20 protein-coding genes and 1 pseudogene are annotated in these 22,708 nt (G+C 69.0%); 10 read left to right on the forward strand and 11 right to left on the reverse strand.

What is annotated here, in order from left to right:
• Nucleotides 1-92 precede the first annotated feature (92 nt).
• From AB0M99_RS08890 to AB0M99_RS08920, 7 genes and pseudogenes are all read right to left on the reverse strand, one after another.
• Nucleotides 93-1,283 carry a hypothetical protein gene (locus AB0M99_RS08890; protein WP_365918123.1) on the reverse strand — a complete coding sequence of 397 codons (1,191 nt, stop codon included), beginning with the start codon at nucleotides 1,281-1,283 and terminating at the stop codon, nucleotides 93-95.
• A gap of 159 nt (nucleotides 1,284-1,442) precedes the next feature.
• A complete protein-coding gene (locus AB0M99_RS08895) occupies nucleotides 1,443-2,594 on the reverse strand; it encodes a hypothetical protein (RefSeq protein WP_365918510.1) in 1,152 nt (383 codons plus the stop codon).
• A 222-nt stretch (nucleotides 2,595-2,816) separates the two neighbouring features.
• Nucleotides 2,817-3,266, reverse strand: a pseudogene (locus tag AB0M99_RS08900) (TniQ family protein); the annotation flags it as partial.
• Nucleotides 3,267-3,274: 8 nt separating this feature from the next.
• On the reverse strand, nucleotides 3,275-4,561 hold the full coding sequence (locus AB0M99_RS08905) for a TniB family NTP-binding protein (protein ID WP_365918125.1): 1,287 nt from the start codon (nucleotides 4,559-4,561) through the stop codon (nucleotides 3,275-3,277).
• The gene (locus AB0M99_RS08910; RefSeq protein ID WP_365918127.1) at nucleotides 4,558-6,033 is read right to left on the reverse strand and encodes a hypothetical protein; all 1,476 of its coding nucleotides are present in this window, start codon (nucleotides 6,031-6,033) and stop codon (nucleotides 4,558-4,560) included. Before AB0M99_RS08910 ends, AB0M99_RS08905 begins: the two co-directional genes overlap by 4 nt.
• A gap of 84 nt (nucleotides 6,034-6,117) precedes the next feature.
• Nucleotides 6,118-6,855 carry a hypothetical protein gene (locus AB0M99_RS08915; RefSeq protein WP_365918129.1) on the reverse strand — a complete coding sequence of 246 codons (738 nt, stop codon included), beginning with the start codon at nucleotides 6,853-6,855 and terminating at the stop codon, nucleotides 6,118-6,120.
• Nucleotides 6,855-7,496 carry a TnsA-like heteromeric transposase endonuclease subunit gene (locus AB0M99_RS08920; protein ID WP_365918490.1) on the reverse strand — a complete coding sequence of 214 codons (642 nt, stop codon included), beginning with the start codon at nucleotides 7,494-7,496 and terminating at the stop codon, nucleotides 6,855-6,857. The genes AB0M99_RS08915 and AB0M99_RS08920 overlap by 1 nt, the downstream gene beginning before the upstream one ends.
• 387 nt (nucleotides 7,497-7,883) lie before the next feature.
• Between AB0M99_RS08920 and argC the strand changes: the two genes are divergently transcribed.
• The 5 genes from argC to AB0M99_RS08945 are packed head-to-tail and all read left to right on the forward strand — an operon-like array spanning nucleotide 7,884 to nucleotide 12,729.
• Nucleotides 7,884-8,912, forward strand: a complete 1,029-nt coding sequence (gene argC, locus AB0M99_RS08925) for an N-acetyl-gamma-glutamyl-phosphate reductase (protein WP_365918131.1) — start codon at nucleotides 7,884-7,886, stop codon at nucleotides 8,910-8,912.
• The gene (argJ, locus tag AB0M99_RS08930) at nucleotides 8,909-10,066 is read left to right on the forward strand and encodes a bifunctional glutamate N-acetyltransferase/amino-acid acetyltransferase ArgJ (RefSeq protein ID WP_365918132.1); all 1,158 of its coding nucleotides are present in this window, start codon (nucleotides 8,909-8,911) and stop codon (nucleotides 10,064-10,066) included. Before argC ends, argJ begins: the two co-directional genes overlap by 4 nt.
• Nucleotides 10,063-10,971, forward strand: coding sequence for an acetylglutamate kinase (gene argB, locus AB0M99_RS08935; protein ID WP_365918134.1), 909 nt, complete (start codon nucleotides 10,063-10,065; stop codon nucleotides 10,969-10,971). Before argJ ends, argB begins: the two co-directional genes overlap by 4 nt.
• Nucleotides 10,968-12,185 (forward strand): acetylornithine transaminase, encoded by a 1,218-nt coding sequence (locus AB0M99_RS08940; protein WP_365918136.1) that lies wholly within the window; start codon nucleotides 10,968-10,970, stop codon nucleotides 12,183-12,185. The genes argB and AB0M99_RS08940 overlap by 4 nt, the downstream gene beginning before the upstream one ends.
• 7 nt (nucleotides 12,186-12,192) lie before the next feature.
• On the forward strand, nucleotides 12,193-12,729 hold the full coding sequence (locus tag AB0M99_RS08945; protein WP_266937803.1) for an arginine repressor: 537 nt from the start codon (nucleotides 12,193-12,195) through the stop codon (nucleotides 12,727-12,729).
• A 49-nt stretch (nucleotides 12,730-12,778) separates the two neighbouring features.
• Here the strand turns inward: AB0M99_RS08945 and AB0M99_RS08950 are convergent, their stop codons facing one another.
• From AB0M99_RS08950 to AB0M99_RS08960, 3 genes are read right to left on the reverse strand one after another with little or no spacing between them, the layout of a single operon-like run.
• Complete coding sequence (locus AB0M99_RS08950; RefSeq protein WP_365918492.1) at nucleotides 12,779-13,453, reverse strand: L,D-transpeptidase family protein; 675 nt, start codon at nucleotides 13,451-13,453, stop codon at nucleotides 12,779-12,781.
• An 18-nt stretch (nucleotides 13,454-13,471) separates the two neighbouring features.
• A complete protein-coding gene (locus tag AB0M99_RS08955) occupies nucleotides 13,472-14,053 on the reverse strand; it encodes a pyridoxamine 5'-phosphate oxidase family protein (protein ID WP_365918138.1) in 582 nt (193 codons plus the stop codon).
• A gap of 5 nt (nucleotides 14,054-14,058) precedes the next feature.
• On the reverse strand, nucleotides 14,059-15,474 hold the full coding sequence (locus AB0M99_RS08960; protein ID WP_365918140.1) for a hypothetical protein: 1,416 nt from the start codon (nucleotides 15,472-15,474) through the stop codon (nucleotides 14,059-14,061).
• 165 nt (nucleotides 15,475-15,639) lie between these two features.
• Here AB0M99_RS08960 and AB0M99_RS08965 point away from each other — a divergent pair, with 165 nt between their 5' ends.
• Together AB0M99_RS08965 and argH are read left to right on the forward strand one after the other, a co-directional pair.
• The gene (locus tag AB0M99_RS08965; protein WP_365918142.1) at nucleotides 15,640-16,833 is read left to right on the forward strand and encodes an argininosuccinate synthase; all 1,194 of its coding nucleotides are present in this window, start codon (nucleotides 15,640-15,642) and stop codon (nucleotides 16,831-16,833) included.
• A 115-nt stretch (nucleotides 16,834-16,948) separates the two neighbouring features.
• On the forward strand, nucleotides 16,949-18,376 hold the full coding sequence (gene argH, locus AB0M99_RS08970; protein ID WP_365918144.1) for an argininosuccinate lyase: 1,428 nt from the start codon (nucleotides 16,949-16,951) through the stop codon (nucleotides 18,374-18,376).
• 74 nt (nucleotides 18,377-18,450) lie between these two features.
• Here the strand turns inward: argH and AB0M99_RS08975 are convergent, their stop codons facing one another.
• Nucleotides 18,451-18,984 carry an HAD domain-containing protein gene (locus AB0M99_RS08975; protein WP_365918146.1) on the reverse strand — a complete coding sequence of 178 codons (534 nt, stop codon included), beginning with the start codon at nucleotides 18,982-18,984 and terminating at the stop codon, nucleotides 18,451-18,453.
• A gap of 89 nt (nucleotides 18,985-19,073) precedes the next feature.
• Between AB0M99_RS08975 and AB0M99_RS08980 the strand changes: the two genes are divergently transcribed.
• The 3 genes from AB0M99_RS08980 to AB0M99_RS08990 all read left to right on the forward strand — a co-directional run bounded on the left by AB0M99_RS08980 (nucleotide 19,074) and on the right by AB0M99_RS08990 (nucleotide 22,708).
• Entirely contained in the window at nucleotides 19,074-19,625 is a 552-nt protein-coding gene (locus tag AB0M99_RS08980; RefSeq protein WP_365918148.1) for a helix-turn-helix domain-containing protein, read from the forward strand.
• The gene (locus tag AB0M99_RS08985; protein ID WP_365918149.1) at nucleotides 19,622-21,166 is read left to right on the forward strand and encodes an MFS transporter; all 1,545 of its coding nucleotides are present in this window, start codon (nucleotides 19,622-19,624) and stop codon (nucleotides 21,164-21,166) included. The genes AB0M99_RS08980 and AB0M99_RS08985 overlap by 4 nt, the downstream gene beginning before the upstream one ends.
• Nucleotides 21,167-21,235: 69 nt before the next feature.
• The gene (locus AB0M99_RS08990) at nucleotides 21,236-22,708 is read left to right on the forward strand and encodes a membrane-associated oxidoreductase (RefSeq protein WP_365918151.1); all 1,473 of its coding nucleotides are present in this window, start codon (nucleotides 21,236-21,238) and stop codon (nucleotides 22,706-22,708) included.

Below are 22,708 nucleotides of genomic sequence, written 5' to 3' on the forward strand. Positions count from 1 at the left end.
CGCACGACGGCGGAGCTCAAGCGGGTAACGGGAAGGTCGTGCCATGACTCGATCCTTTCATGAAATCGAGTCTCCATTCGACACGGGGCGGTTCAGAGCGCCTTGACGGCCCGGCTGGTCCCCGTGTCAGGCATTGTCTGCGTGGTGGAGACTTCCCCAGCCTTCTTCTTGTCCTTCTTCCAGAACTTGATCCTCGGCGTGAAGGTGTCGCCCTTCTTGATGATGGTGACGTTGCACAGAGTCGCTACCTGCGGACGGTCGTCGAGGACGAAGTCGGTGACCATCCGGCTGGCGCGGGTGTCGTAGAGGTAGTGGAACGCGTTGTTGTCCTGCGACCCGCGGATCTCTAGGTCGGTGAAGTCCCTGCGGGTGACATCGAACTCGGTGGTGGAGAAGGAGAGTCGGAGTCCTCGAACGGTAGGGGTGGCGGGCGCTGCGGCTTGGGTCCGCCAATCCGGCGGGATGTTGGGTAGCGGTCGGATGTCGCCTTCGACCACGAGCTCCTGGACGTCGATGCGCCTGAGCTGGATGAGCACGGACTGCAGCGTCCGCCAGACCACCTCCTTCACCTCCGAGGTGCAGGTGGGCAGAAGCTCGCGCTCCACCGTCAGGACCGCCTCATAGGTGGCATCGGTCCAGTTGTCACCAGGTATGGGATTGAAGAAGCCGCCGTCACGGCGGAGCGTCAGGACCGCGGTGCGCAGCAGGTCGCGTGCGGACTCCTCGCCAGCGCAGTCCAAGAGGCTGAAGGTCTGGCCCAGGACCAGGTCGAGCTTGCCTGTGTCCTCATCCTCCAGCGGCAGCGGGACCAATGGGCCGCTAGACGGAACTCGTACCGGCGTATACAGAGGGCGGCCCGAGAGGAACTCGTACGGACGCAGACCCCACCCGTCCGGCCCCAGAAGCAGGTTCAGTTCCTCGACGTGCTTTATAGCTTCGCCGGAGTCGGCCGCCACTTCGGGATGCACCATCCGTGCCAGAAAGGTGAGCAGCACCTTGTCCGGACCGTGAGAGAGCTCCAGGCGGGGGTCCTCGAAGATCCAGTCGTCGGGCAAGTCTTCGTTGTTGAACCGGTGCTGCTGCATATCGGCGCGGACAGTCGGAAGCTGGCTGTCGCCGGCTGGAGGTTGGTCCAGGTCGTAGAGGCCCTCCAGGAACGTGACCTCGTCCATTTTGCCCCACCAGGGGCGCGATATCCCGCGCAGGTACGTGAAGATGTCACGTCGTGTCACCGCTGTGATCGTCTGCGGCTCGTCGGCTCTGGCGGGATCGGTAGAAGTCATGCGTCCAGGATGAACGGTGAGGCAGTAGAGCGTCGGACAATCGAGACTTTCACCTCGTCGACCACGCCGCTACCCACACTCGCTCCAACGGCACCAGATGCTGGAGGCGATGTGCAGCCGTGGGGAAGAGCCGCCGAGCGGGCATCACGGCGCTGGTCATTATCGTGCTGGCAGTTGCCCGGTGTCGATGCTTTGGGCTAGCTGGATCGCGTACTTGGTGAGGACCTTTCGCAGGTCGGCGTAGTGAGGGGCGGCGTCGGGGCGGGTCAGATGGCACCACGTTGTGTTGCGCGTGAGCCCCCACTTGCGCTGGACGTCCGGTGTCTGAGCGGCCTCAATCGGCCTCGGGGCGAAGACGTGCTCGCCTTGGGTCACTTGAGCCCAGACGAAGACGGAGGCTACTTGTCGCTTGCGATCGTCGAACGCTGGGGGGTGCCAGCTGGCCGGGGTCGGCGTCAGCTGCTTGATGATGTCCTCCCAGGCATCCTGATCGAGCGCCCAACCTCGCAGGGCACCTCGGCGCCGGCGATAGTCGACCGGAGACGACATCGAAGAGAGCTCATCGGCGATGCCTTCAAGCCCCATATGGAACTCAAGAGGATCGACCCGACTTACGGCCACTCCTGTATGGAATTTTGCTCCATGGCTGTGAATTCCCAGGTATGCCGCAGAATCTCCCATGGAACCGCCGAGCACCCACTGCACTAGACGAACCGCCGCTGTCCTGCGTAAGAGCTTGGGGGATGTCTCAGGAACATGTGGGAGATGGCGTGTGAACCAGTCATTCTCCAAGAATGCAGGGATCTGCTCAGGTTGGTAGTCATTGCGTGTGGCCGAGCGGACGTTGGCGATGTCTCTGGTCATCCGAAACGATCGTGTCAGTGGTTCAATGGTGGCTCGGAATTCCTGAGAGCAAGTTTTTTCGTTCCTGGATACAAGCCCGTTCCAAGACGCCCGTCCGGCTTTGTCTTTGAATCCTTCGCGAATGATAGGGGTCAGGCTTTCGCGAAGATCGTCGACATCAAGGAGTGAATGAGCTGCCGACAAGAGTGCCGCGCTTGCAGCAGCGTCCCGGGGAAGCGCATCAATAATCTGGTATCTGCGGGTTCCGCCCCGGCCTGTTCGCCGGTAATCGGTCTGGCCTGACATGTAGAGGTCAACGCGGTCTCTGTAATCAGGTTCAATAAGGTCACTGCTTTCCGGCCATGACGCGTTGAGGGCGGCGACGGCGAGCCGTAGGTGGGTGAAGAAGGCTGCGGCATCGTCATGCGAGGTTGTGAGGGTGAGAGCCTCAATGATCTTCCGTTGCAATGAAAGATGAGAATCCGTCGGTTCTAGCTCGGGTCTCGCAGTGGCGGGTTTGTCGAGTGGGTAGCCGCATGCCCTGCTCATTCGCTTCTGGACTCCGGGAGACTCAACAGTCCATCGGCACTGCGCGGGACGCAGAGTATGGTCGTTCGGCCGCGGCATCAATATGGCGCTATCTTGTGCCGGCTCGTCGCAGCGCGGGCAACTATCACGCAGGAATATGTTGTGTTCCGTGCAAGAAAAAATAACGGGGAGGTGCCACTCCTTTTTCCATGATCCTCCGCAGAGGATGCGGTCCTTTGTGCTGTCACCAGCGAGGCACTGCGGACAGAATCGTGGAGCAACGAGGAACCAACTGTCCGGTCGGAGGGGCTGTCTAGGCCCAGGAAGGGAACGAAGGATGGGAGGATAGCGGTACTTCCATGCTGACAAAGTGAGTGAGGTGACCTCTTCTCGGTTGAGTCGTGTCGCCTGAACGAAGGCCGTGGTGGTGCCAGTGTCAAGCTCCATCAATGCATGGCGGCCCATCCGATTGCGCTGGCGATCAGAGTTGTGCAGGCCCGTCAGGGTCGCCAGATGTACTGGAGAAATCCCGAGACGATATGAGAGCCTCCGCAGGTAACTCCCCATTGATTCATTTTGGCTCGGGCTTAAGCTCCGGGGCAATGGATGCATAGCTTGTTTCAACTCCCCGTTGCGCCAGCAGGACCATGGTCGTCGAAAACGGTGTTCCGAGGCCGTTTCGACCGTGAGGTCGTCTTCTTTGTTCTGGCCGGTGGGTCGGCCGCGACCACTGGCTCGTCAGGCGACTGTTCGGGCTCGTCTCGGCGGAGCACGATCTCGTCCAGCAGGGTCTCGTCGATCAGTTCTTTCCCGGACTCCATGGCCTCGTAGGCGCCGTCCTCCAGTAGACGTCCTAGCAGACCGACGACGCCACCGGTGCGACGCATCAAATACTCTGGCATAGCACCGTTGGTGAGCATGCCCTCCTTGGCGTTCAACAGTCGCAGGTGCCGCTCAATCCCCTTCAAATGATCGACGAACGCCTGGATCTGCTTCGGGGTGATGTAGCGAAAACGATCGATCTCGATGAGTTCGAATCGGTGCTCTGTCTGAGTGATCTCCAGGCCGTGGATGCGGGTCGATTCCAGCTCCGGCATCTCCCATTGGCGGGTCCTCTTGTTCCACTTGGCCTCGCGTAGCAGCCCAATACCGGAGATGTTCACGCCGATCAGGATCAAGGTGACGTCCAGGCTCATGAAGGCCCGAATCAGGTCAAGCACGTCCTGATCATCGGCTCTGTGCATCCGCAACCGACTGATGTCGTCCAGAATCAGCACTTTGACGCCATGGTCGTGGAGGGAGTCGGCGACCTGCCGTACCAGTTCTGGCAATCCGGCTGCCTTGCGGATCGGGGCACGGAAGAAGCCCAGGATTGACGCGCAAAGACTCTTCGGGGTCGCTGTCACTGGGGTCGAGACGTACACGACCGGCGCGTGGAGATCACGCGTGCCTGTCAGGGCCCCGGGGTTGAGACTGCCGTGCAGTTTCAACCACTGGTCTTCGAAGACGGCCCCGGCGGCACAAACGGACGCGGTCTTGCCGTAGTTGCCCCAACCACCCACCATGACGCCGGCGCGCGTTGGGTCATCCTTTTTCCTTGTGTTGCCACTCAACCGACGCCGGATCAGTTTGCCAACCTTGTCGTGCATAGAAGTGACCTGTAGCGGCAGGTTCGCATTCGTCAGCTCGCGGTAGAGGTCGTAGTCGTACTGCCGGCTGGCGGGGATGCCTGACCACTGTTGCGGTGAGATCGCGGGAGCTGGGACAAGCAGGCCGCAGTGTTTGCGATAGTGCTGCCAGCCGACGTAGGTGTCGCGGGGCGGGTGGTTGCTCAGGATCAACTCGGCAATCCTGGCCCGTGAAGGCAGACCCTCCAGAAGATCCTCGTGAGAGGAGGCTAGGGTCACGCGTCTTCCTCCTGGACAGTCGTGTCGGCTTCCGATCCGTCAGGGGGCGGAAGCCGGAACATGGGCCGTCGGTTTAGCGCCTCGTGCAGCGTCGGCGGGGCAACGGGGCTGATTCCAGCGAGTGCTTCTTCGCGTCGCCGACGGCGGTCGGCGTCGACCGCGCGGTCGATCGTGCGAGCGTGCTCTGCCCAGGCCGCAGGCATCTCAGTTGGAACGTGCTCGTCTGCTGGGACTGACGTAGCAGCGACGGACGGGCGGTCGGCCGCCGCGGCTTGGGCGCGGGTCATCTCGCGGGCCTGGGCGGCGCGCTGCTTCTTCCCGGCCTTTTTCTTGGCCTGGCTGGGCCATTGGTCGACGGGAGTGACCGAGCCGAGGATCTCCAACAAGTGTTCCAAGAGCTCGCTCTCGGAGTGGATCCTGATCTTGTTCGCCCTCACGTGTGTCAGAAGGGCGTCGGCGGTCTTCTCGGAGAAGGCGGGGATCTCGCCCTCGGGCGGTAGCCCTCGCCACCGCAGGATGTGCCAGGTCTCGTGGTCGGCCGGGTCCTGGAAGAACACCTGTCGGCGGTCTCTCCGATCACTGCGGACCACCCACTGGCCTGCGCGCTTGCCGCCTCGGGCGGAGGGTTGCAGGAAGCGCGACTCATCAAGGACCGGGTGGTGATACCAAAGCCCGAGGATTTTCACCCCGCGTCGTGGATGGATCTTCACGTGGTGCTGTCGCAGAACCTTGTAGTAGAAGCTCGGTTCGGGGAAGTCCAGGTCGAATCCGCCCTGTTCCATCGCCGCAGCGAACAGAGTGTTGGGGCTGTGGTCCTCACCTGGTGCCCAGCTTGGGCCGTATTCTCCTAGTTTGCGGTTCTGCCAGATCTGGACGATCCAGGTCGCGATGACGTGCTCGGCCTGCGTGAGTGTGAGGCTCGCATCGCGTTCCGGGTCGGCCCCGCGGTCCGCGACGTCACCGCCGGTGAAGCCCAGTAGGTGCTCGAAGAGCATGGTCTGGATGGTGAGGAACTGCCGCTCGACTGCGAACTTATCGGTCTGCCGCAGGACGCGGGCTGGCAGAATTCGGCAGCCGATCTCCCGCTCGGCCTCCACTAGGTCGTGGTTCTTGTAGGGGCCGCCGTGATCGGTGGTGACCGTCTCCGGGGCGAAGAACGGCAGAGCGGCGACCTGGTGCCCGGCGAACTCGGCGATCACGTCGGCCGGGACCCCGGCGTAGGGCCACTCCATGTCCTCGCCCCAGCCATCCCGCATCGGAAGCGGCAGCATCACGTCCCGCAGCAGCATCGCGACGTCGACCGAAGTGTCGGACTGCAACGTGAGCCGGAAGGCCGGCAGCCCGTGCGTGTAGAGATCGAGCGCGAGGGTCAGCGTCGCAGTCACCGCGTCGCCGAACACGGTCTCGCGCAGCTTCACCGGCATCGGCGTTGAGTCCAGCACCAGCACCTGGCCGGGCCGGTGAACCACCATCCTGCCTGAGACTCCGGCCTCCGCGGCGGCCTCGGCCGTCCGTTCGTAGCGCTGCCGTGCGCCGCCGGGCCCGAACCACTCCTTCTAAACTGCCGCGAGCGTCCAGCGGGAAGGGATCTTCTCGGTCGGAAACGCCGGGAAACGCTCGCGGATGTACTGGTGCATCAATCGGTGCTTGGCGGCCAGGCTCAGACTGGAGCGTTCTTTGCACTCGCCCTTGACTGCGAAGATGGCCTCACGGACCTCCTCGGTGACGCTGCGGTGCCCACTACGTCGCCGTGTCCAGCGCCCGTCCGCGCAGGCCATAAGCAGGCTGTCGCCCGAGAGCCCCGACAGGCCTTCCAGGGTCCGGTAGCCGAGGTGTTGCAGACCGAGTCGGACTGCCTCCGGACGGGGCATCGCCTTTGTCTCCGCCACCTTCGCGTGGCGGCGCTGGGTCAGCGTCGTGCGGTCCGGGTCGTAGGCCGGCCGGGGTTCACCCGGCAGGGCTCGAGCTCGGTGGCCCTCCCGGAACCCCGTTTCGGCTTCCAGCACATGTGCGGCCTTGAGCCGGGCCCGTTCCCGCTGGTCCTCGGTCAGGTCAGCCAGGGTCCTCGGCTGCCGGGAGACCGGCGCAGGCCGCCCCGTCGCTTCGGCTTTCGGTAGGAGCCGCAGGTCGGCATGGTTGATGAGCCAACGGAACGAGCGGGTCTCCGTGCGGCCGTCGGTATCCACGAGGACGAGATGACCGAGCTGGCCGTGGACATTTTCGATAGTCCACTCGACGCCGTTGAGTGCAACCTGCCTGCCCGGCGCGATCTGTAAGAACCCCCTTGTCCCCATTACGCCTCCCAGATCAGCGAGCTGTCGCGCAAGGGGCTGCCCAGATCAACACCAAGCTCGCGGTGCCAGAGCAGCCGGACGATGTTCGCCCGGCCAACGGAAGGCACGCTGGTCGCGTTCGCCAACTCGGAGAACGTCATCACGCGGCCCTCCTGTCCGCCGATGACGTTCAGCAACTGGGTCCGCATGTCCAGAAGATCCCTCACCGGCCGCCGACGCGACGACAAGTGATCAAGAACGCTCCAGACATGCGGGCGCCAACCCGCGACCACGGAGTACCGCCAACCGCATGCGGTCGCCACCTCCCTGGCCGCCGCGAACTTCAGTGCGTCCTCTTCCTTGACCAGTTCCATGGGGCGGACGTCCAACAGCCACATCCCGCTCCCGACCATGGCCAGGAAGTCCGGGATATGCCAGGACTGCCCATGTACGTGCTCGAAGTCCAGCCGGAACGGCTGCGACAGCACCTCCGATGCGCGCATGAAGTCCAGCGCGACCAGTAGGCGCATCTCCTCCAACGATTCGAAGCCGTGCGTCCTGCCCGTTGCGGCCATCACCTCAAGTCCGGGGCGATGCCGCTGCTTCGCTCGCCATGTGAACCCTCGCATCGGCCGGGACGCCAGCACTGGCACGTGAGCCATATCCCGGATCGGCCAGGATGCCTCGCCGGCCCCCACCCGCCACGTCGAGCTCCACCGTCGCGGCCAGCTGTCTCCGAGTCGCAGACCGTCCCGTAGCCCGGCATCGCCCTTGTACTCCATGATCAGCTGATCCAGGTGACTTGAGTCCGACGGGATCTTCGCTCTCGCTGCCTCGTCCACTCGCCAACCACAGCACCCCACGGCCGGCCACGGGGCCAGACTTCGGAACTGATCGCAACGCAGCGTTATGGGATTAAGATCCGCAAACTATCTATCTCGTCCGCAAACTAAAATCCTCGGTCACATTGGGGGCGGGCCGGCGGCATAGGGCGCGTTGCATAAACCTGCGGTGATACGTATAGTCATGCCATCGAGGAGGAGGGTCCGATGGTGGTACGTGTAGCGGTGGCCGGAGCCAGTGGGTATGCGGGCGGTGAAGTCCTGCGCCTGCTGCTCTCGCACCCCGAGGTGGAGATCGGCGCGCTGACCGCGAACTCCAACGCCGGGCAGCTGCTCGGCGGCCTGCAGCCGCACCTCGTGCCGCTCGCGGGGCGCACCCTGGAGGCGACCACGCCCGAGGTCCTGGCCGGCCACGACGTCGTGTTCCTCGCGCTGCCGCACGGGCAGTCCGCCGCTGTCGCCGCACAGCTCGGCGAGGACGTCCTCGTCGTCGACATGGGCGCCGACCACCGGCTCAAGGACTCCGCGGACTGGGACAAGTTCTACGGCGCCCCGCACGCCGGGACCTGGCCGTACGGGCTCCCCGAGCTGCCGGGCGGCCGCGCCGCGCTGGCGGGGTCCAAGCGCATCGCCGTCCCCGGCTGCTACCCGACCGCCGTCACGCTGGCGCTCTTCCCGGCGTACGCCGCGCAGCTCGCCGAGCCCGACGCGGTCATCGTCGCCGCCACCGGCACCTCCGGCGCGGGCAAGGCGCTCAAGCCGCACCTGCTCGGCTCCGAGGTCATGGGCTCCATGAGCCCGTACGGGGTCGGCGGTGGACACCGGCACATTCCCGAGATGATCCAAAACCTCAGCCCCGCGGCCGGGCAGCGGGTGACGGTGTCGTTCACGCCGACCCTCGCCCCCATGCCCCGCGGCATCCTCGCCACCTGCTCCGCCAAGGCCCTCCCCGGTACCACCGCCGACGCGGTCCGCGCCGCGTACGAGAAGGCGTACGCGGACGAGCCCTTCGTGCACCTGCTGCCCGAGGGCCAGTGGCCGGCGACGGCGTCCGTCTACGGTTCCAACGCCGTTCAGATCCAGGTCGCGTACGACGAGGCCGCGCAGCGGATCATCGCGATCAGCGCCATCGACAACCTCACCAAGGGCACTGCCGGCGGCGCGGTGCAGAGCATGAACATCGCCCTCGGCCTCCACGAGGGCCTGGGTCTTTCCACGATCGGAGTCGCACCGTGAGCGTCACGGCAGCACAGGGATTCACGGCCGCGGGCATCGCGGCCGGGATCAAGGCGAACGGCAACCCGGACCTCGCCCTCGTCGTCAACAACGGCCCCCGACTCGCCGCCGCCGGCGTCTTCACCTCCAACCGCGTCAAGGCCGCGCCCGTGCACTGGTCCGAGCAGGTCCTGCGGGGCGGCACCGTCAGCGCGGTCGTCCTGAACTCGGGCGGCGCCAACGCCTGCACCGGCCCCAAGGGCTTCCAGGACACCCACGCCACCGCCGAGAAGGTCGCCGCCGCACTGGGCGCCGAGCACAACGCCGGTGAGGTCGCCGTCGCGTCGACCGGGCTGATCGGCGTCCTGCTGCCCATGGACAAGCTGCTGCCGGGCGTCGACACCGCGGTCGCCGCGCTGAGCGAGGACGGCGGCGAGGCCGCGGCCATCGCCATCAAGACCACCGACACCGTGCACAAGACGGCCACCGCATCGCGGGGAGGCTGGACCGTCGGCGGCATGGCCAAGGGCGCGGGCATGCTCGCCCCGGGCCTGGCCACCATGCTCGTCGTCCTCACCACCGACGCCGACGTGGACGCCGCCACCCTCGACAAGGCGCTGCGCGGCGCCACCCGCACCACCTTCGACCGGGTGGACTCCGACGGCTGCATGTCCACCAACGACACGGTGCTGCTGCTCGCCTCGGGCGCGTCCGGTCAGGTGCCGGCGTACGAGGAGTTCGCGGACGCCGTACGCACGGTCTGCGACGACCTCGCCCGCCAGCTGATCGGCGACGCCGAGGGCGCCAGCAAGGACATCCGCATCGAGGTCATCGGTGCGGCCAGCGAGGACGACGCGGTCGAGGTCGGCCGGTCCATCGCCCGCAACAACCTGCTCAAGTGCGCCATCCACGGCGAGGACCCGAACTGGGGCCGGGTGCTCTCGGCCATCGGCACCACCAAGGCGGCCTTCGACCCCGACCGGCTCAACGTCGCCATCAACGGCGTCTGGGTCTGCAAGAACGGCTCGGTCGGCGACGACCGGGACCTGGTCTCCATGAAGGACCGGGAGGTCCGCATCACCGCGGACCTGTCCACCGGCGGCGAATCGGCCGTGATCTGGGCCAACGACCTGACCGCCGAGTACGTCCACGAGAACAGCGCGTACAGCTCGTGAGTACGGCGAGGAAGCACACCGCGCTGCCGAAGGCCGAGATCCTCATCGAGGCCCTGCCCTGGCTCACCCGGCACAACGGCAAGATCGTCGTCATCAAGTTCGGCGGCAACGCCATGATCGACGAGGACCTCAAGGCCGCCTTCGCCCAGGACGTCGTCTTCCTGCGCCAGGCGGGCCTCAAGCCCGTCGTGGTGCACGGCGGCGGCCCCCAGATCAACGCCCAGCTCGACAAGCAGGGCCTGGTCAGCGAGTTCAAGGCGGGCCTGCGGGTCACCACCCCGGAGGCCATGGACGTCGTACGGATGGTCCTGGCGGGCCAGGTCCAGCGCGAGCTGGTCGGGCTGCTCAACCAGCACGGGCCCCTCGCGGTCGGCATGACCGGCGAGGACGCCCACACCATCACCGCCACCAAGCACACCCCGGAGATCGAGGGCGAGCTCGTCGACATCGGGCGGGTCGGCGAGATCACCGCCATCGACACGGGCGCGATCGAGGCGCTGCTGGCGGACGGCCGGATCCCGGTCATCTCCTCCATCGCGCGCAGCGCCGACGACCACCACGTGTACAACGTGAACGCCGACACGGCCGCCGCCGCACTCGCCGCCGCGCTCGGCGCCGAGACGCTGATGGTCCTCACGGACGTCGAGGGCCTCTACGCGGACTGGCCCAACAGCGACGAGGTCATCAGCCGGCTCACCGTCAGCGAGCTGGAGAAGCTGCTGCCCGAGCTGTCCAGCGGCATGGTGCCCAAGATGGAGGGCTGCCTGCACGCCGTACGGGGCGGGGTGAGCACGGCCCGCGTGATCGACGGGCGGGTCCAGCACTCGATCCTGCTGGAGATCTTCACCGACGAGGGAATCGGCACGATGGTCGTGCCCGACGGACAGCAAGGGGGAGCACATTGAGCGAGTCGACAGGCAACCAGGGGTACGCCGCCCGCTGGCAGAACGCGCTGGCCAACAACTACGGCACCCCCGCGACGGCCCTGGTGCGCGGCGAGGGCGCCCAGGTCTGGGACGCGGACGGCAAGCAGTACACCGACTTCGTCGGCGGCATCGCGGTCAACGCCCTCGGCCACGCCCACCCGGCGATCGTCGAGGCGGTCTCCGCGCAGGTGCGGACCCTCGGACACGTCTCCAACCTCTACGCCTCCGAGCCGGTCGTCGCGCTCGGCGAGCGGCTGCTCCAGCTCTTCGGCCGCCCCGGCAAGGTTTTCTTCTGCAACTCCGGCGCCGAGGCCATCGAGGCCGCCTTCAAGATCGGCCGGCTGACCGGGCGGACCCGCATGGTGTCCACCGCCGGCGGTTTCCACGGCCGGACCATGGGCGCCCTCGCGCTCACCGGGCAGCCCGCGAAGCAGGGCCCCTTCCTGCCGCTGCCCGGCGACGTCACACACGTTCCGTACGGCGACGTCGAAGCGCTGCGGGCCGCCGTCACCGAGGAGACTGCCTTCGTCGTCATCGAGCCGATCCAGGGCGAGAACGGCGTGGTCGTCCCGCCGGCCGGCTACCTGACGGCCGCCCGGGAGATCACCCGCGCGACCGGCACCCTGCTCGTCCTCGACGAGGTGCAGACCGGCATCGGGCGCTGCGGCCAGTGGTTCGAGCACCAGGCGCACGAGGGTGTCGAGCCCGACCTGGTCGCACTCGCGAAGGGTCTGGGCGGCGGACTGCCGATCGGCGCCGTCGCCGCCTTCGGCCCGGCCGCGGACCTGCTCCAGCCCGGCCAGCACGGCACGACCTTCGGCGGCAATCCGGTCGCCTGCGCCGCAGGCCTCGCCGTGATCGACACCATCGCCGCCGAGGGCCTCCTTGAGCAGGTCAAGGCACGTGGCGAGCGGCTGCGGGCCGGAATCGAAGGTTCCGGGCATGCGCTCGTCTCCCATGTCCGTGGTGAGGGCCTTCTGCTGGGTATCGTGCTGACCGAGTCGCTCGCACCGCTGGTGCAGAAGGCCGCTCAGGACGCCGGCTTCCTGGTCAACGCGCCCGCCCCCGCCGTCGTACGGCTCATGCCCCCGTACGTGATTTCCGAGGCCGAGGTGGACGCGTTCCTCCAGGCGCTGCCCGGCATCCTCGACGCGGCCGGCGACGCAGCCCACGGGGACGGATCCGGAGAATGAGACGACGATGAGTCAGGCGCAGGACAACGAGCACGGCGGCCAGGCCGTCCCGCAGACCCGCACCGCCCGCCACCGCCGGATCGTGGACATCCTCAACCGGCAGCCGGTCCGCTCCCAGAGCCAGCTGGCCAAACTGCTCGCCGACGACGGGCTGAGCGTCACCCAGGCGACGCTCTCCCGCGACCTCGACGAGCTGGGCGCGGTGAAGATCCGCAACACCGGCGGCGAGCTGATCTACGCGGTCCCGAGCGAGGGCGGTTTCCGCACCCCGCAGGCACCGCTGGGCGAGTCGGCGAAGGAGGAGCGCATGCGGCGCCTCTCCGGCGAACTGCTGATCTCGGCGGAGGCCTCCGCGAACCTCGTCGTCCTGCGCACCCCGCCGGGCGCGGCCCAGTTCCTCGCCTCGGCGATCGACCAGGCCGAGCTCCAGGCCATCCTCGGGACGATCGCGGGCGACGACACGCTGATGCTGATCAGCCGCGACCCGGCGGGCGGCCAGGCCCTCGCCGACCACCTCCTGCGCCTGGCGCAGAAGGAAGGCTGAGGGCGGAAGGACAGCTGAGGGCGGAAGGAAGACTGGGCGGGGACCGCTCCTAGTAGCGGGTCACCGCAAGGGCCCCGGACTCGGTGCCGACCGCGATGTGCGGGCGGCGCCGGGGGTTCGCCCAGCGCAGGATCGCCCGCATGGCCCGCTCCGGGACCGAGACGCAGCCGGCCGTCGCGCCCCTGCCGTTCACGTGCAGGAAGATGCCCGCGCCCCGGCCGCGCACCGGGCGGTCGTAGTTGAAGCCGATGACCAGCGCGTGCGCGTACTGCTTCTCGTACGAGACCAGGTGCTCGGCCTCGCCCGGCGCGCAGTCCGCGGGCAGCGGCTCCACCCAGCGGTTGTAACTGCCCGAGGCGTTGTCCTGGCACCACCACGACGCGGGGCCCACCCGCCGGTAGCGGACCTCCGTCCCGGCAGGGGCGCGCGCGATGCCGAACGCGTACGGGAGGTCGTACAGGCCGGTCGGTGTGGTGTTCGTGCCCTGCGTGCGGGTCGCGCCCTCGGTCAGGCCGTTCGCACCGAAGCGGGCCGGCGCGCTGCCGGCCTCGAACCAGTGCCCCGCCCGCCGGTCCCACCAGGTCACCCGCCCGGTCGTGGACCCGGGTGCCGGGGCGACGGCCGTGATCAGCTGGCTGCCGCCGCCGGTGTCGGCGAGGCGGTCGGGCAGCGGCGAAGGGCCGTGGGGGAAGAGGCCGGTGACGACCAGTGAGCCGGCGAGCAGAGCGGTACGCAGCACCCGTCAGACGGTACGCGGCGGCAGGGGCAGCGGCAGCGCAGGCAGGCCGTCGATGCTCGTTTCGATGAATTCCTTCTTCTCGCAGTACGCCGCGAACTCCTCGTCCGTCTTGCGGCCGAAGTACTCCGCGTGGAGCGTGCGCTCGCCCTGGTACTCCATGAAGGGGACGGCGTAACCGCACACGTCCGTGATCCGGCGGGCGCGCACCACGATCACGGCCCGCGCGGAGGGTCCGTCGGCATCCCCGAACAGGGCGACCAGTTCACCCCAGCGAGGGTCGTCGCGGAAGACGGCCTCGCCCTCGCCGTGGACGCGCACGATGTTCGGCGGGCCGCTGAAGGCGCACCACATGAGCGTGATCCGGCCGTTCTCCCGGACGTGCGCGATGGTCTCGGCGCCGCTGCCGCCGAAGTCGAGGTAGGCGAGGGTCTGTTCGTCGATGACGACGAGCGTCCCGGCGCGGCCCTTGGGGGAGAGGTTGATGTGGCCGTCGCCGGCGAGCGGGGCGGTCGCGGTGAAGAACATCGGCTGCGCCTCGATGAACTCGCGCAGCCGGCCGTCTATGCGGTCGTGGAGTTTTCCCATGGTGATCAGTATCCGTCCGCCGTGGACGGCCCGGCGGGCAGCCCCAGCCTTGAGCGCATCTGCCGTATGACCCAGTCGCTGAACAGCCCCGTGCAGCGGTCCAGCAGGGCGCCGACCTCCGGGTCCCGCACCGGCAGGGCGAGCGGCCGGTACGGGGACCACAGGCTCTGGACGTGCTGTGCGGCGGTGCGCCGCAGGGTCGGGTCATCGTCCGCCAGCAGCTCCACCGCGGCGCGCAATCCGGCCACACCGCCCTGTTCGTGCAGCAGCCGGTACGCGGCCCGTCGGGTGTGCACCGGCCGGCCGGGCTCCATGCGGGCCCGCAGCCAGTCGGCGGGCAGCTGCCCGGCCGAGGCGCGCAGGCTCAGGGAGGCCTCGCGGGCCACGGCCGCCGACGGGTCGTCCAGCAGCGGGCGCAGCAGCGCGATGTCGGTGGTGTCCAGCAGCCGCAGCCCGCCCACGGCGGCGGCCCGCACCGCGTTGTCGGGGTGCGCCAGCAGCCCGCGCAGCAGCGGCGCGTCCCCGCGGCCGGCGCACTCGGCGAAGCCCGTCACGGCGTACGGGGTGATGCGGCCCGGGTCCTCGACCAGCTCGCGGTAGCGGCCGTACGGGTCGCCGCCGTCCTGGCGGACCGCCCACCGGGCGCAGGCCCGGACCAGCCCGGAGCGGTCGGTGAGGTGCTCCGCGGCCCGGGCGGCCCACCCGGCCCGGCGCAGGGCGGTGACCCCGGCGGCGCGGACCGCCGGGCTGTGGGAGCCGAGAAGGGAGGCGAAGGCCTCGTCGTCCGGCCCGTCGGCCGCCATGGACGCGAGCGCGGCGTCCGCCCACAGCTGGCCGGTCTGCGGATCCAGCTCGGCGGCGGCCAGCCGGGCGAGCTCCCGTACGCCGAACCGGCCGGTCTCCAGCGACAGCCGCGCGGCGTACCGCCGGGTCGGCAGGTCCGCGCTCGCGCGCAGCTCGGCCTGCACCTGCGTGCCGCGCAGCGCCAGGGGCAGCAGCTCCAGGACCCAGGCGCCGTGCTCGCGCCGGGCCAGCCGCAGGAGGAGCGGGGTCAGCCGGCGCAGGGTGCCCGCGGGGTCGGCGGCCATCGCCCCGAGCAGCACGCGCCGGGCCTGTTCGCGTACGGCCGGAACCCAGTCGGTGCAGCGGATCGCGAGGAGTTCGGGCACCGGATCCGCCCCCCGGAGCGCATCCTCGCGGACATGGCCGTCGGGGTGGCACAGCGCGACCACCGGATGGCCGTCGGGGGCGGTCCCGTGGTGCCGGCGTTGGATCTCGCGCACTGCCTGGTCGAAGGCGATCCACGTGTGCACCGAGCCCTCCGGGAGCGGCTCCGGCGTGTGACCGGATTCCCCGCCGTGCATCAGCCGCGACGCGCTCTCGCGCCCCGCCAGTACCGCCCGTTCCCGCCTCGCGCCCATGCGGCCTCCCCGCCCGTTGTCCTTGACCGCTGAGCGTAGGCAACCGGTCGGCCGTCGCGCCTCCGATATTCCCGCTGGTCAGGAGGCACGACAGGGCGGATTGACGAAACATACGGAGCAGTGCATAGTTATGCCTGTCGTTGAATGCACCGTAAGGAGAAACCCGTGGCCGAGCGCGTCGTACTCGCCTATTCGGGCGGCCTGGACACCTCCGTCGCCATCGGCTGGATCGCCGAGGAGACGGGCGCCGAGGTCATCGCCGTTGCCGTGGACGTCGGCCAGGGCGGCGAGGACCTGGACGTCATCCGCAAGCGCGCTCTCGCATGCGGTGCCGTCGAGGCCGAGGTCGCCGACGCCAAGGACGAGTTCGCCGACGAGTACTGCCTTCCGGCGATCAAGGCGAACGCCCTCTACATGGACCGCTACCCGCTTGTCTCGGCGCTCTCCCGGCCCACGATCGTCAAGCACCTGGTCGCCGCCGCCGCGAAGCACGGCGCCTCGACCGTCGCCCACGGCTGCACCGGCAAGGGCAACGACCAGGTCCGCTTCGAGGCCGGCATCGCCGCCCTCGGCCCCGACCTCAAGTGCATCGCCCCGGTCCGCGACTACGCGATGACCCGGGACAAGGCCATCGCCTTCGCCGAGAAGGCCGACCTCCCGATCGCGACCACCAAGAAGTCCCCGTACTCCATCGACCAGAACGTCTTCGGGCGTGCCGTCGAGACGGGCTTCCTGGAGGACATCTGGAACGCCCCGATCGAGGACATCTACGAGTACACCTCCAACCCGGCGCTCCCTCGCGAGGCCGACGAGGTCGTCATCTCCTTCGAGGCCGGCGTCCCGGTCGCCATCGACGGCAGGCCCGTCACCGTCCTGCAGGCCATCCAGCAGCTCAATGAGCGCGCCGGAGCCCAGGGCATCGGCCGGATCGACATCGTCGAGGACCGCCTGGTCGGCATCAAGTCCCGCGAGGTGTACGAGGCCCCGGGCGCGATCGCGCTGATCACCGCCCACCAGGAGCTGGAGAACGTCACCGTCGAGCGCGAGCTGGCCCGCTACAAGCGGCAGGTCGAGCAGCGCTGGGGCGAGATGGTCTACGACGGCCTGTGGTTCTCCCCGCTCAAGCGGGCGCTGGACGGCTTCATCAACGAGGCCAACCAGCACGTCACCGGTGACATCCGGATGACGCTGCACGGCGGCCGCGCCGTCGTCACCGGCCGCAGGTCCGAGGAGTCGCTCTACGACTTCAACCTGGCGACCTACGACTCGGGCGACACCTTCGACCAGTCCAAGGCCCAGGGGTTCATCGAGATCTTCGGCCTCTCCTCGAAGATCGCGGCCCGCCGCGACCTCGCCTGAGCCGTCGCCCGGCACGAAACACGCAGTACGCAGTACCAGGGCGGCCTCCCCGTTACCTCCGCGGCGGGGAGGCCGTTGCACACCCGAAGCCATGCAGTCTTGAGGAGCAGTAGCTGTGAGCAGCAACAACGGTGACGTCCGGCTCTGGGGCGGGCGCTTCGCCGACGGCCCCGCCGAGGCCCTCGCGAAGCTGTCCGCGTCGGTCCACTTCGACTGGCGCCTCGCGCCGTACGACATCGCCGGCTCGCGCGCCCACGCCCGCGTGCTCCACAAGGCGGGCCTGCTCACGGCCGAGGAACTGGACCGCATGATCGCGGGCCTGGACCAGCTGGAGACCGACGTAGCGAGCGGCTCCTTCGTCGGCACCATCGCCGACGAGGACGTGCACACGGCCCTGGAGCGGGGCCTCCTGGAGCGGCTCGGCGCCGACCTCGGCGGCAAGCTGCGGGCCGGCCGGTCCCGCAACGACCAGGTGGCCACCCTCTTCCGGATGTACCTGCGCGACCACGCCCGCACCATCGGCGGCCTGGTCGCCGAGCTCCAGGACGCGCTGGTCGGGCTGGCCGAGGCGCACGCCGACGTGGCCATGCCGGGCCGCACGCACCTCCAGCACGCACAGCCGGTGCTCTTCGCCCACCACGTACTGGCCCACGTGCAGTCCCTGTCCCGGGACGCGGAGCGGCTGCGGCAGTGGGACACCCGGACCGCGGTCTCCCCGTACGGCTCGGGCGCGCTGGCCGGCTCCTCGCTGGGCCTGGACCCGGAGGCGGTCGCTGCCGACCTGGGCTTCGAGCGCGGCTCGGTCGGCAACTCCATCGACGGGACGGCCTCGCGCGACTTCGTCGCCGAGTTCGCCTTCATCACCGCGATGATCGGGATCAACCTGTCCCGGATCGCGGAGGAGATCATCATCTGGAACACGAAGGAGTTCTCCTTCGTGACGCTGCACGACGCCTTCTCGACCGGGTCGTCGATCATGCCGCAGAAGAAGAACCCGGACATCGCCGAGCTGGCGCGCGGCAAGTCGGGCCGCCTCATCGGCAACCTGACCGGGCTCCTGGCCACGCTGAAGGCGCTGCCGCTCGCGTACAACCGCGACCTGCAGGAGGACAAGGAGCCGGTCTTCGACTCCTGCGACACCCTCGAAGTGCTGCTGCCGGCCTTCACCGGGATGATGGCGACCCTCACGGTCAACCGGGAGCGGATGGAGGAGCTGGCTCCGGCGGGCTTCTCGCTCGCCACCGACATCGCGGAGTGGCTGGTCAAGCAGGGCGTCCCGTTCCGGGTGGCGCACGAGGTCGCGGGCGAGTGCGTCAAGGAGTGCGAGGGGCTCGGCATCGAGCTCGACGAGCTCACGGACGAGCAGTTCGCGAAGATCTCGGAGCACCTGACCCCCGAGGTCCGCACCGTCCTCAACGTGCCCGGCGCGCTGGCCTCCCGCAACGGCCGCGGCGGAACCGCCCCGTCGGCGGTCGCGGTCCAGCTCACCGAGCTGAAGGCCGACCTGGTCATCCAGCACGCCTGGGCGACCCACAAGCAGTAGCAGCAGTCACGCCGGAAGGGGTGGTGCGGGCCGTGCGGCCCGCACCACCCCTTCCGCGTGTCCGGGCCCCGGGATCAGGCCGTCGTGCGGGCGGCCCATGCGGCCAGGGTGTCGAAGTCCTCGCGGAGCAGGCCGATCTGCTCGTCGATGCGCAGCAGCAGCGAGTGCGCCGGGTGGTGCTGGTCGACGTACTCGTGGTCCATGGCCGTGATGTCGTCGTCGATCCACGCGAAGGGGCGCGCCCCCGCGTACTCCAGGACGTACTGGGTCTTCCAGAACGTCCCGCGCGGTGCCCGGCCGTGCATCACCGGCCAGTCGATGTACGGCAGTCGCGGCAGCCCCAGGTGCGGGCCTATCCAGTCGTTGGCCTCGTCCTTCCAGGTGGTCGCCCACACCAGCTCGTACGAGTCCGCCAGCGCGAGCAGCTCCGCACCGTGGCCGTGGTTGAGCCAGACCCGCAGCGGACGGGGGCTCTCGGCCTCGGTCCAGCCCGTCGGGCGCATCCGGTGGGTGCTGTAGCCCTCGGGCCGGCGCTGGGGCTTGGCCGCGTACGGATTCAGCGGCCCGTCGACGTCGATCAGCAGCAGGGGCTTGGTGGCGGGCTTCATCTCGGCAGGATTCCTTCCGTGCTGCCTGTTCGCAGCTCAATTTTTGATCGAATGAGACGTGGACGTCTCATTCGGGGTATGGTTGTCTCATGGCCATGGATCGTGACCGGGTGCTCCGCGACGCGGCAGCCCTGTTCTCCCGCAAATCGACCGCCACGATGGACGAGGTCGCACGCGCCGCCGGAATCGGCCGCGCGACGCTCCACCGGCACTTCGCCGGGCGCGACGCCCTCGTACGGGCCCTCGAAGAACTCGGCATCCGGGAGTTCGAGGTGGCGTTCGACAACGCCCGCCTCCACGAGGGGACGGCGATCGACGCGCTCAGGCGGCTCGTGGCCGAGGCGGAGCCGAACGCCGAGCTCCTGGCCTTCCTCGTCACCGAGAACCAGCTCTTCGAGGGCGACCAGGTCAACGAGGGATGGGCCCGGCTCGACGCCCGCGTCGGAGCGCTCTTCCGGCGCGGCCAGGACGAGGGCGACATCCGCATCGACCTGAGCCCCGCCTGGCTCACCGAGGCCCTCTACGGCCTCATCGGCACCTGCGCCTGGGCCGTGATGGACGGCCGGGTCGCCGCCAAGGACTTTCAGTACATGATCATCGAGTTGCTGCTCGGTGGCGCAAGACGGAGTGTGGAGAAATGAGCCGTACCGTACAGCTGAGCCGGCAGAAGGGGGCGGAGGGGAAGAGCCCCGGGCGCTGGCTGGCGCTCTCCGTGCTCGTCCTGGCCGTCCTGCTGGTCGCGGTCGACGCCACCGTACTCGGTCTCGCCACCCCCTCCCTCAGCGAGGACCTCAAGCCGTCGGGCACCCAGCTCCTGTGGATCGGCGACATCTACTCCTTCGTCATCGCCGGCCTGCTCGTCTCCATGGGCTCCCTCGGCGACCGCATAGGCCGCAAGAAGCTGCTCCTGGTCGGCGCCACCGCCTTCGGCGCCGTCTCGGTCCTCAACGCCTACGCCACCACCCCCGAGATGATGATCGCCGCCCGGGCGCTGCTCGGCGTGGCCGGTGCGACCCTGATGCCGTCCACCCTGGCGCTGATCCGCAACATCTTCCACGACGCCAAGGAGCGCAGCCTCGCCATCGGCATCTGGGGTGCCACCGCCTCGGCCGGCGCGGCCGTCGGACCGGTCGTCGGCGGAGCCCTGCTCCAGCACTTCTGGTGGGGCTCGGTCTTCCTCATCAACCTCCCCGTGATGATCGCCCTGGTCCTCGTCGGCATCAAGCTGCTGCCCGAGTCCAAGAACCCGGTCGCCGGCCCCTGGGACCTGCTCAGCGTCGGGCTGTCCCTCGTCGGCGTCATCGGCGTCGTCTACGCCGTCAAGGAAGTCGCCACCCACGGCCCGACCTGGGGAGTCTGGGCCGCCGCCGTCCTCGGCGCGGGATGCCTGTACGCCTTCGTCCGCCGCCAGTTCTCGCTGCCGTCCCCGCTGCTCGACATGCGGCTCTTCAAGCACCGCGGCTTCTCCGGCGCGGTCCTCGCCGACCTGCTCACCGTCTTCGGACTGTCCGGACTGGTCTTCTTCCTCTCCCAGTTCCTCCAGCTGGTCCAGGGCCGCGACCCGCTGGAGGCCGGGCTCGCCGAGCTGCCCGCCGCCATCGGTGCGGTGGCCACCGGCCTCGTCGCCGGCAAGTACGCCCGCAAGTACTCGGTACGGTCCATCGTGACCGGCGGTCTCGCCGCCATCGGTCTGGCCCTGGCCGCGCTCACCGTGATCCACAAGGAGAGCGGCTACCCGCTGCTCGGTGCGGCTCTGCTCGTCGTCGGCCTCGGTGCGGGCTTCTCCTTCACCGTCACCGCCGACGTGATCCTCTCCAGCGTCCCCAAGGAGCAGGCCGGCTCGGCCTCCGCCGTCTCCGAGACGGCGTACGAACTCGGCGCCGCCCTCGGCATCGCCCTGCTCGGCTCCGTAGTCACCGGCGTCTACCAGGGCTTCAACGCCCCTGCCTCGGTCACCGGCCCGGTCGCCGACGCCGCGCACGAATCCCTCGGCGGCGCCGTCGAAGCGGCCAGGTCGCTGGACCCGCAGACCGCCCAGCAGATGGTCGGCGCGGCCCAGGAGGCCTTCGTGGACGGGCTCCGGCTGGCCTCGGGCGTCGGCGCGGCCGTGCTGCTGGCCACCGCCGCGGCCGCCTGGTTCCTGCTGAAGGGCCAGGAGCTCCAGGACGGCATCGAGCACTGACGCCACGCCAGCGGGCGGTGTCCCGCGCGGAGTTGACAGCCCGTCGGCCCGCGGGACACCATCCCGGCGATGGAGATCAACGACCTGACCCCGGCGGAGCGCCGCATATGGGACGCCTTCCCGCGCGGGGACGGCGTCGACTTCCGGGAGGACCCCGACGAGGACGCGGCCGACGGCGCCTCCTGGGGACCGGAGCGCACCGTACGCGCCGAAGTGCTCATGGCGCTCCTGCTGAGCGGCCCCAGCGTGGCCGGCCAAGTCCCCGGACTCAAGATCAAGGGCGCCAAGGTCACCGGGAAACTGGACCTCAAGTACGCCGCGATCGACGTCCCGATGCGGATGCGTGGCTGCTGGTTCGAGCGCAAACCGGGGCTCTACGGGGCACGGCTGCGCGCACTCGTCCTCACGGACTCGTCCCTGCCGGGCCTCACCGCGTCCACCGTCCGCGTCGAGGTCGTGCTGAGGCTGTCCTGCTGCCGGATCCGCGGCCCGGTGCGCCTCGCGGGGGCCCAGATCGAGGGCGGCCTCTTCCTCCAGGACGCCGTGATCGGCCCGGTCGAGGGCGACCTCGCCGGCGAAGCGGCGCTCCAGCTCAACCACGCCGCCATCGGCACCGACATCATCGCCTTCGGGCTGACCGTACACGGCCAGACGCGCGTCAACGGCGCGGTCGTCGGGGGCCAGATCAACCTCGACGACGCCCGTCTCCACGAGCCCGGCGGCACGGCCCTGCACGCGGAGACCGTGACCGTCGGCACCGACCTGCGGGCGATGCGCGCGCAGCTGCTGGGCCGGGTCAACCTCACCGGCTCCCGGATACCGGGCCAGCTCAACTTCGCGCACGCCCGGTTCGTCAATCCCGGCGGCGTGGCCCTGCGGGCGAGCAGCTGCACCGTCGGCGAGGTCTGGCTACGGGACTGCGGCACCATCCAGGGCTCGGTCAACCTGCGCCGTTCCCAGTTCGACCTGCTGCACGTGGAGCCCGAGACCTGGCCGGGTACGGTGCGCCTGGCCGGGCTCGGCTACAGGGCGATGAGCCCGCACCTGCCCGCCGAGCAGCGGCTGCCCGTCCTGGAGCGCGAGGAGTCGGGCTACCTGCCGTACATCTACGAACAGCTCGCCGCGGCCTACCGCACGGCGGGCGACGAGGCAGGCGCCCGGACCGTCCAGCTCGCCAAGCTGCGCAGGCACCGCCGCACCCTGCCCCGGCCCGCCCGGCTGTGGGGGCAGCTCCAGGACGTCACCGTCGGGTACGGATTCCGGCCGCTGCGGCCGGTGGGCTGGCTGCTGGCCCTGCTGCTGACCGGAGCGGTCGCATACGGGATCACTCCGCCGCGGCCCCTGAAGGCGGGCGAGGCTCCGGACTTCAACGCGGTGTTCTACACGATCGACCTGCTGGTGCCGATCATCAGCTTCGGGCAGGAGGCCGCCTACGCGCCGAGCGGCTGGCTCCAGTGGCTGTCCTACCTGCTGATCGTGACCGGGTGGATCCTCGCCACCACCACGGCGGCGGGCGTCAGCCGGTCACTGCAGAGGCAGTAG

Origin of the sequence: Streptomyces sp. NPDC051183, assembly GCF_040682455.1 — a bacterium.
GTDB lineage: Bacteria > Actinomycetota > Actinomycetes > Streptomycetales > Streptomycetaceae > Streptomyces.

Bases quoted from the DNA above. Each gene is read 5' to 3' on its own strand.
- AB0M99_RS08990 (WP_365918151.1), top strand. From the start codon at position 21,236: ATGGAGATCAACGACCTGACCCCGGCGGAGCGCCGCATATGGGACGCC.
- AB0M99_RS08915 (WP_365918129.1), bottom strand. From the start codon at position 6,855: ATGGGGACAAGGGGGTTCTTACAGATCGCGCCGGGCAGGCAGGTTGCA.
- argC (WP_365918131.1), top strand. From the start codon at position 7,884: ATGGTGGTACGTGTAGCGGTGGCCGGAGCCAGTGGGTATGCGGGCGGT.
- AB0M99_RS08910 (WP_365918127.1), bottom strand. From the start codon at position 6,033: ATGGTGGTTCACCGGCCCGGCCAGGTGCTGGTGCTGGACTCAACGCCG.
- AB0M99_RS08945 (WP_266937803.1), top strand. From the start codon at position 12,193: ATGAGTCAGGCGCAGGACAACGAGCACGGCGGCCAGGCCGTCCCGCAG.
- AB0M99_RS08960 (WP_365918140.1), bottom strand. From the start codon at position 15,474: ATGGGCGCGAGGCGGGAACGGGCGGTACTGGCGGGGCGCGAGAGCGCG.
- AB0M99_RS08955 (WP_365918138.1), bottom strand. From the start codon at position 14,053: ATGGGAAAACTCCACGACCGCATAGACGGCCGGCTGCGCGAGTTCATC.
- AB0M99_RS08980 (WP_365918148.1), top strand. From the start codon at position 19,074: ATGGCCATGGATCGTGACCGGGTGCTCCGCGACGCGGCAGCCCTGTTC.
- AB0M99_RS08890 (WP_365918123.1), bottom strand. From the start codon at position 1,283: ATGACTTCTACCGATCCCGCCAGAGCCGACGAGCCGCAGACGATCACA.
- AB0M99_RS08975 (WP_365918146.1), bottom strand. From the start codon at position 18,984: ATGAAGCCCGCCACCAAGCCCCTGCTGCTGATCGACGTCGACGGGCCG.
- AB0M99_RS08985 (WP_365918149.1), top strand. From the start codon at position 19,622: ATGAGCCGTACCGTACAGCTGAGCCGGCAGAAGGGGGCGGAGGGGAAG.
- AB0M99_RS08920 (WP_365918490.1), bottom strand. From the start codon at position 7,496: ATGGCTCACGTGCCAGTGCTGGCGTCCCGGCCGATGCGAGGGTTCACA.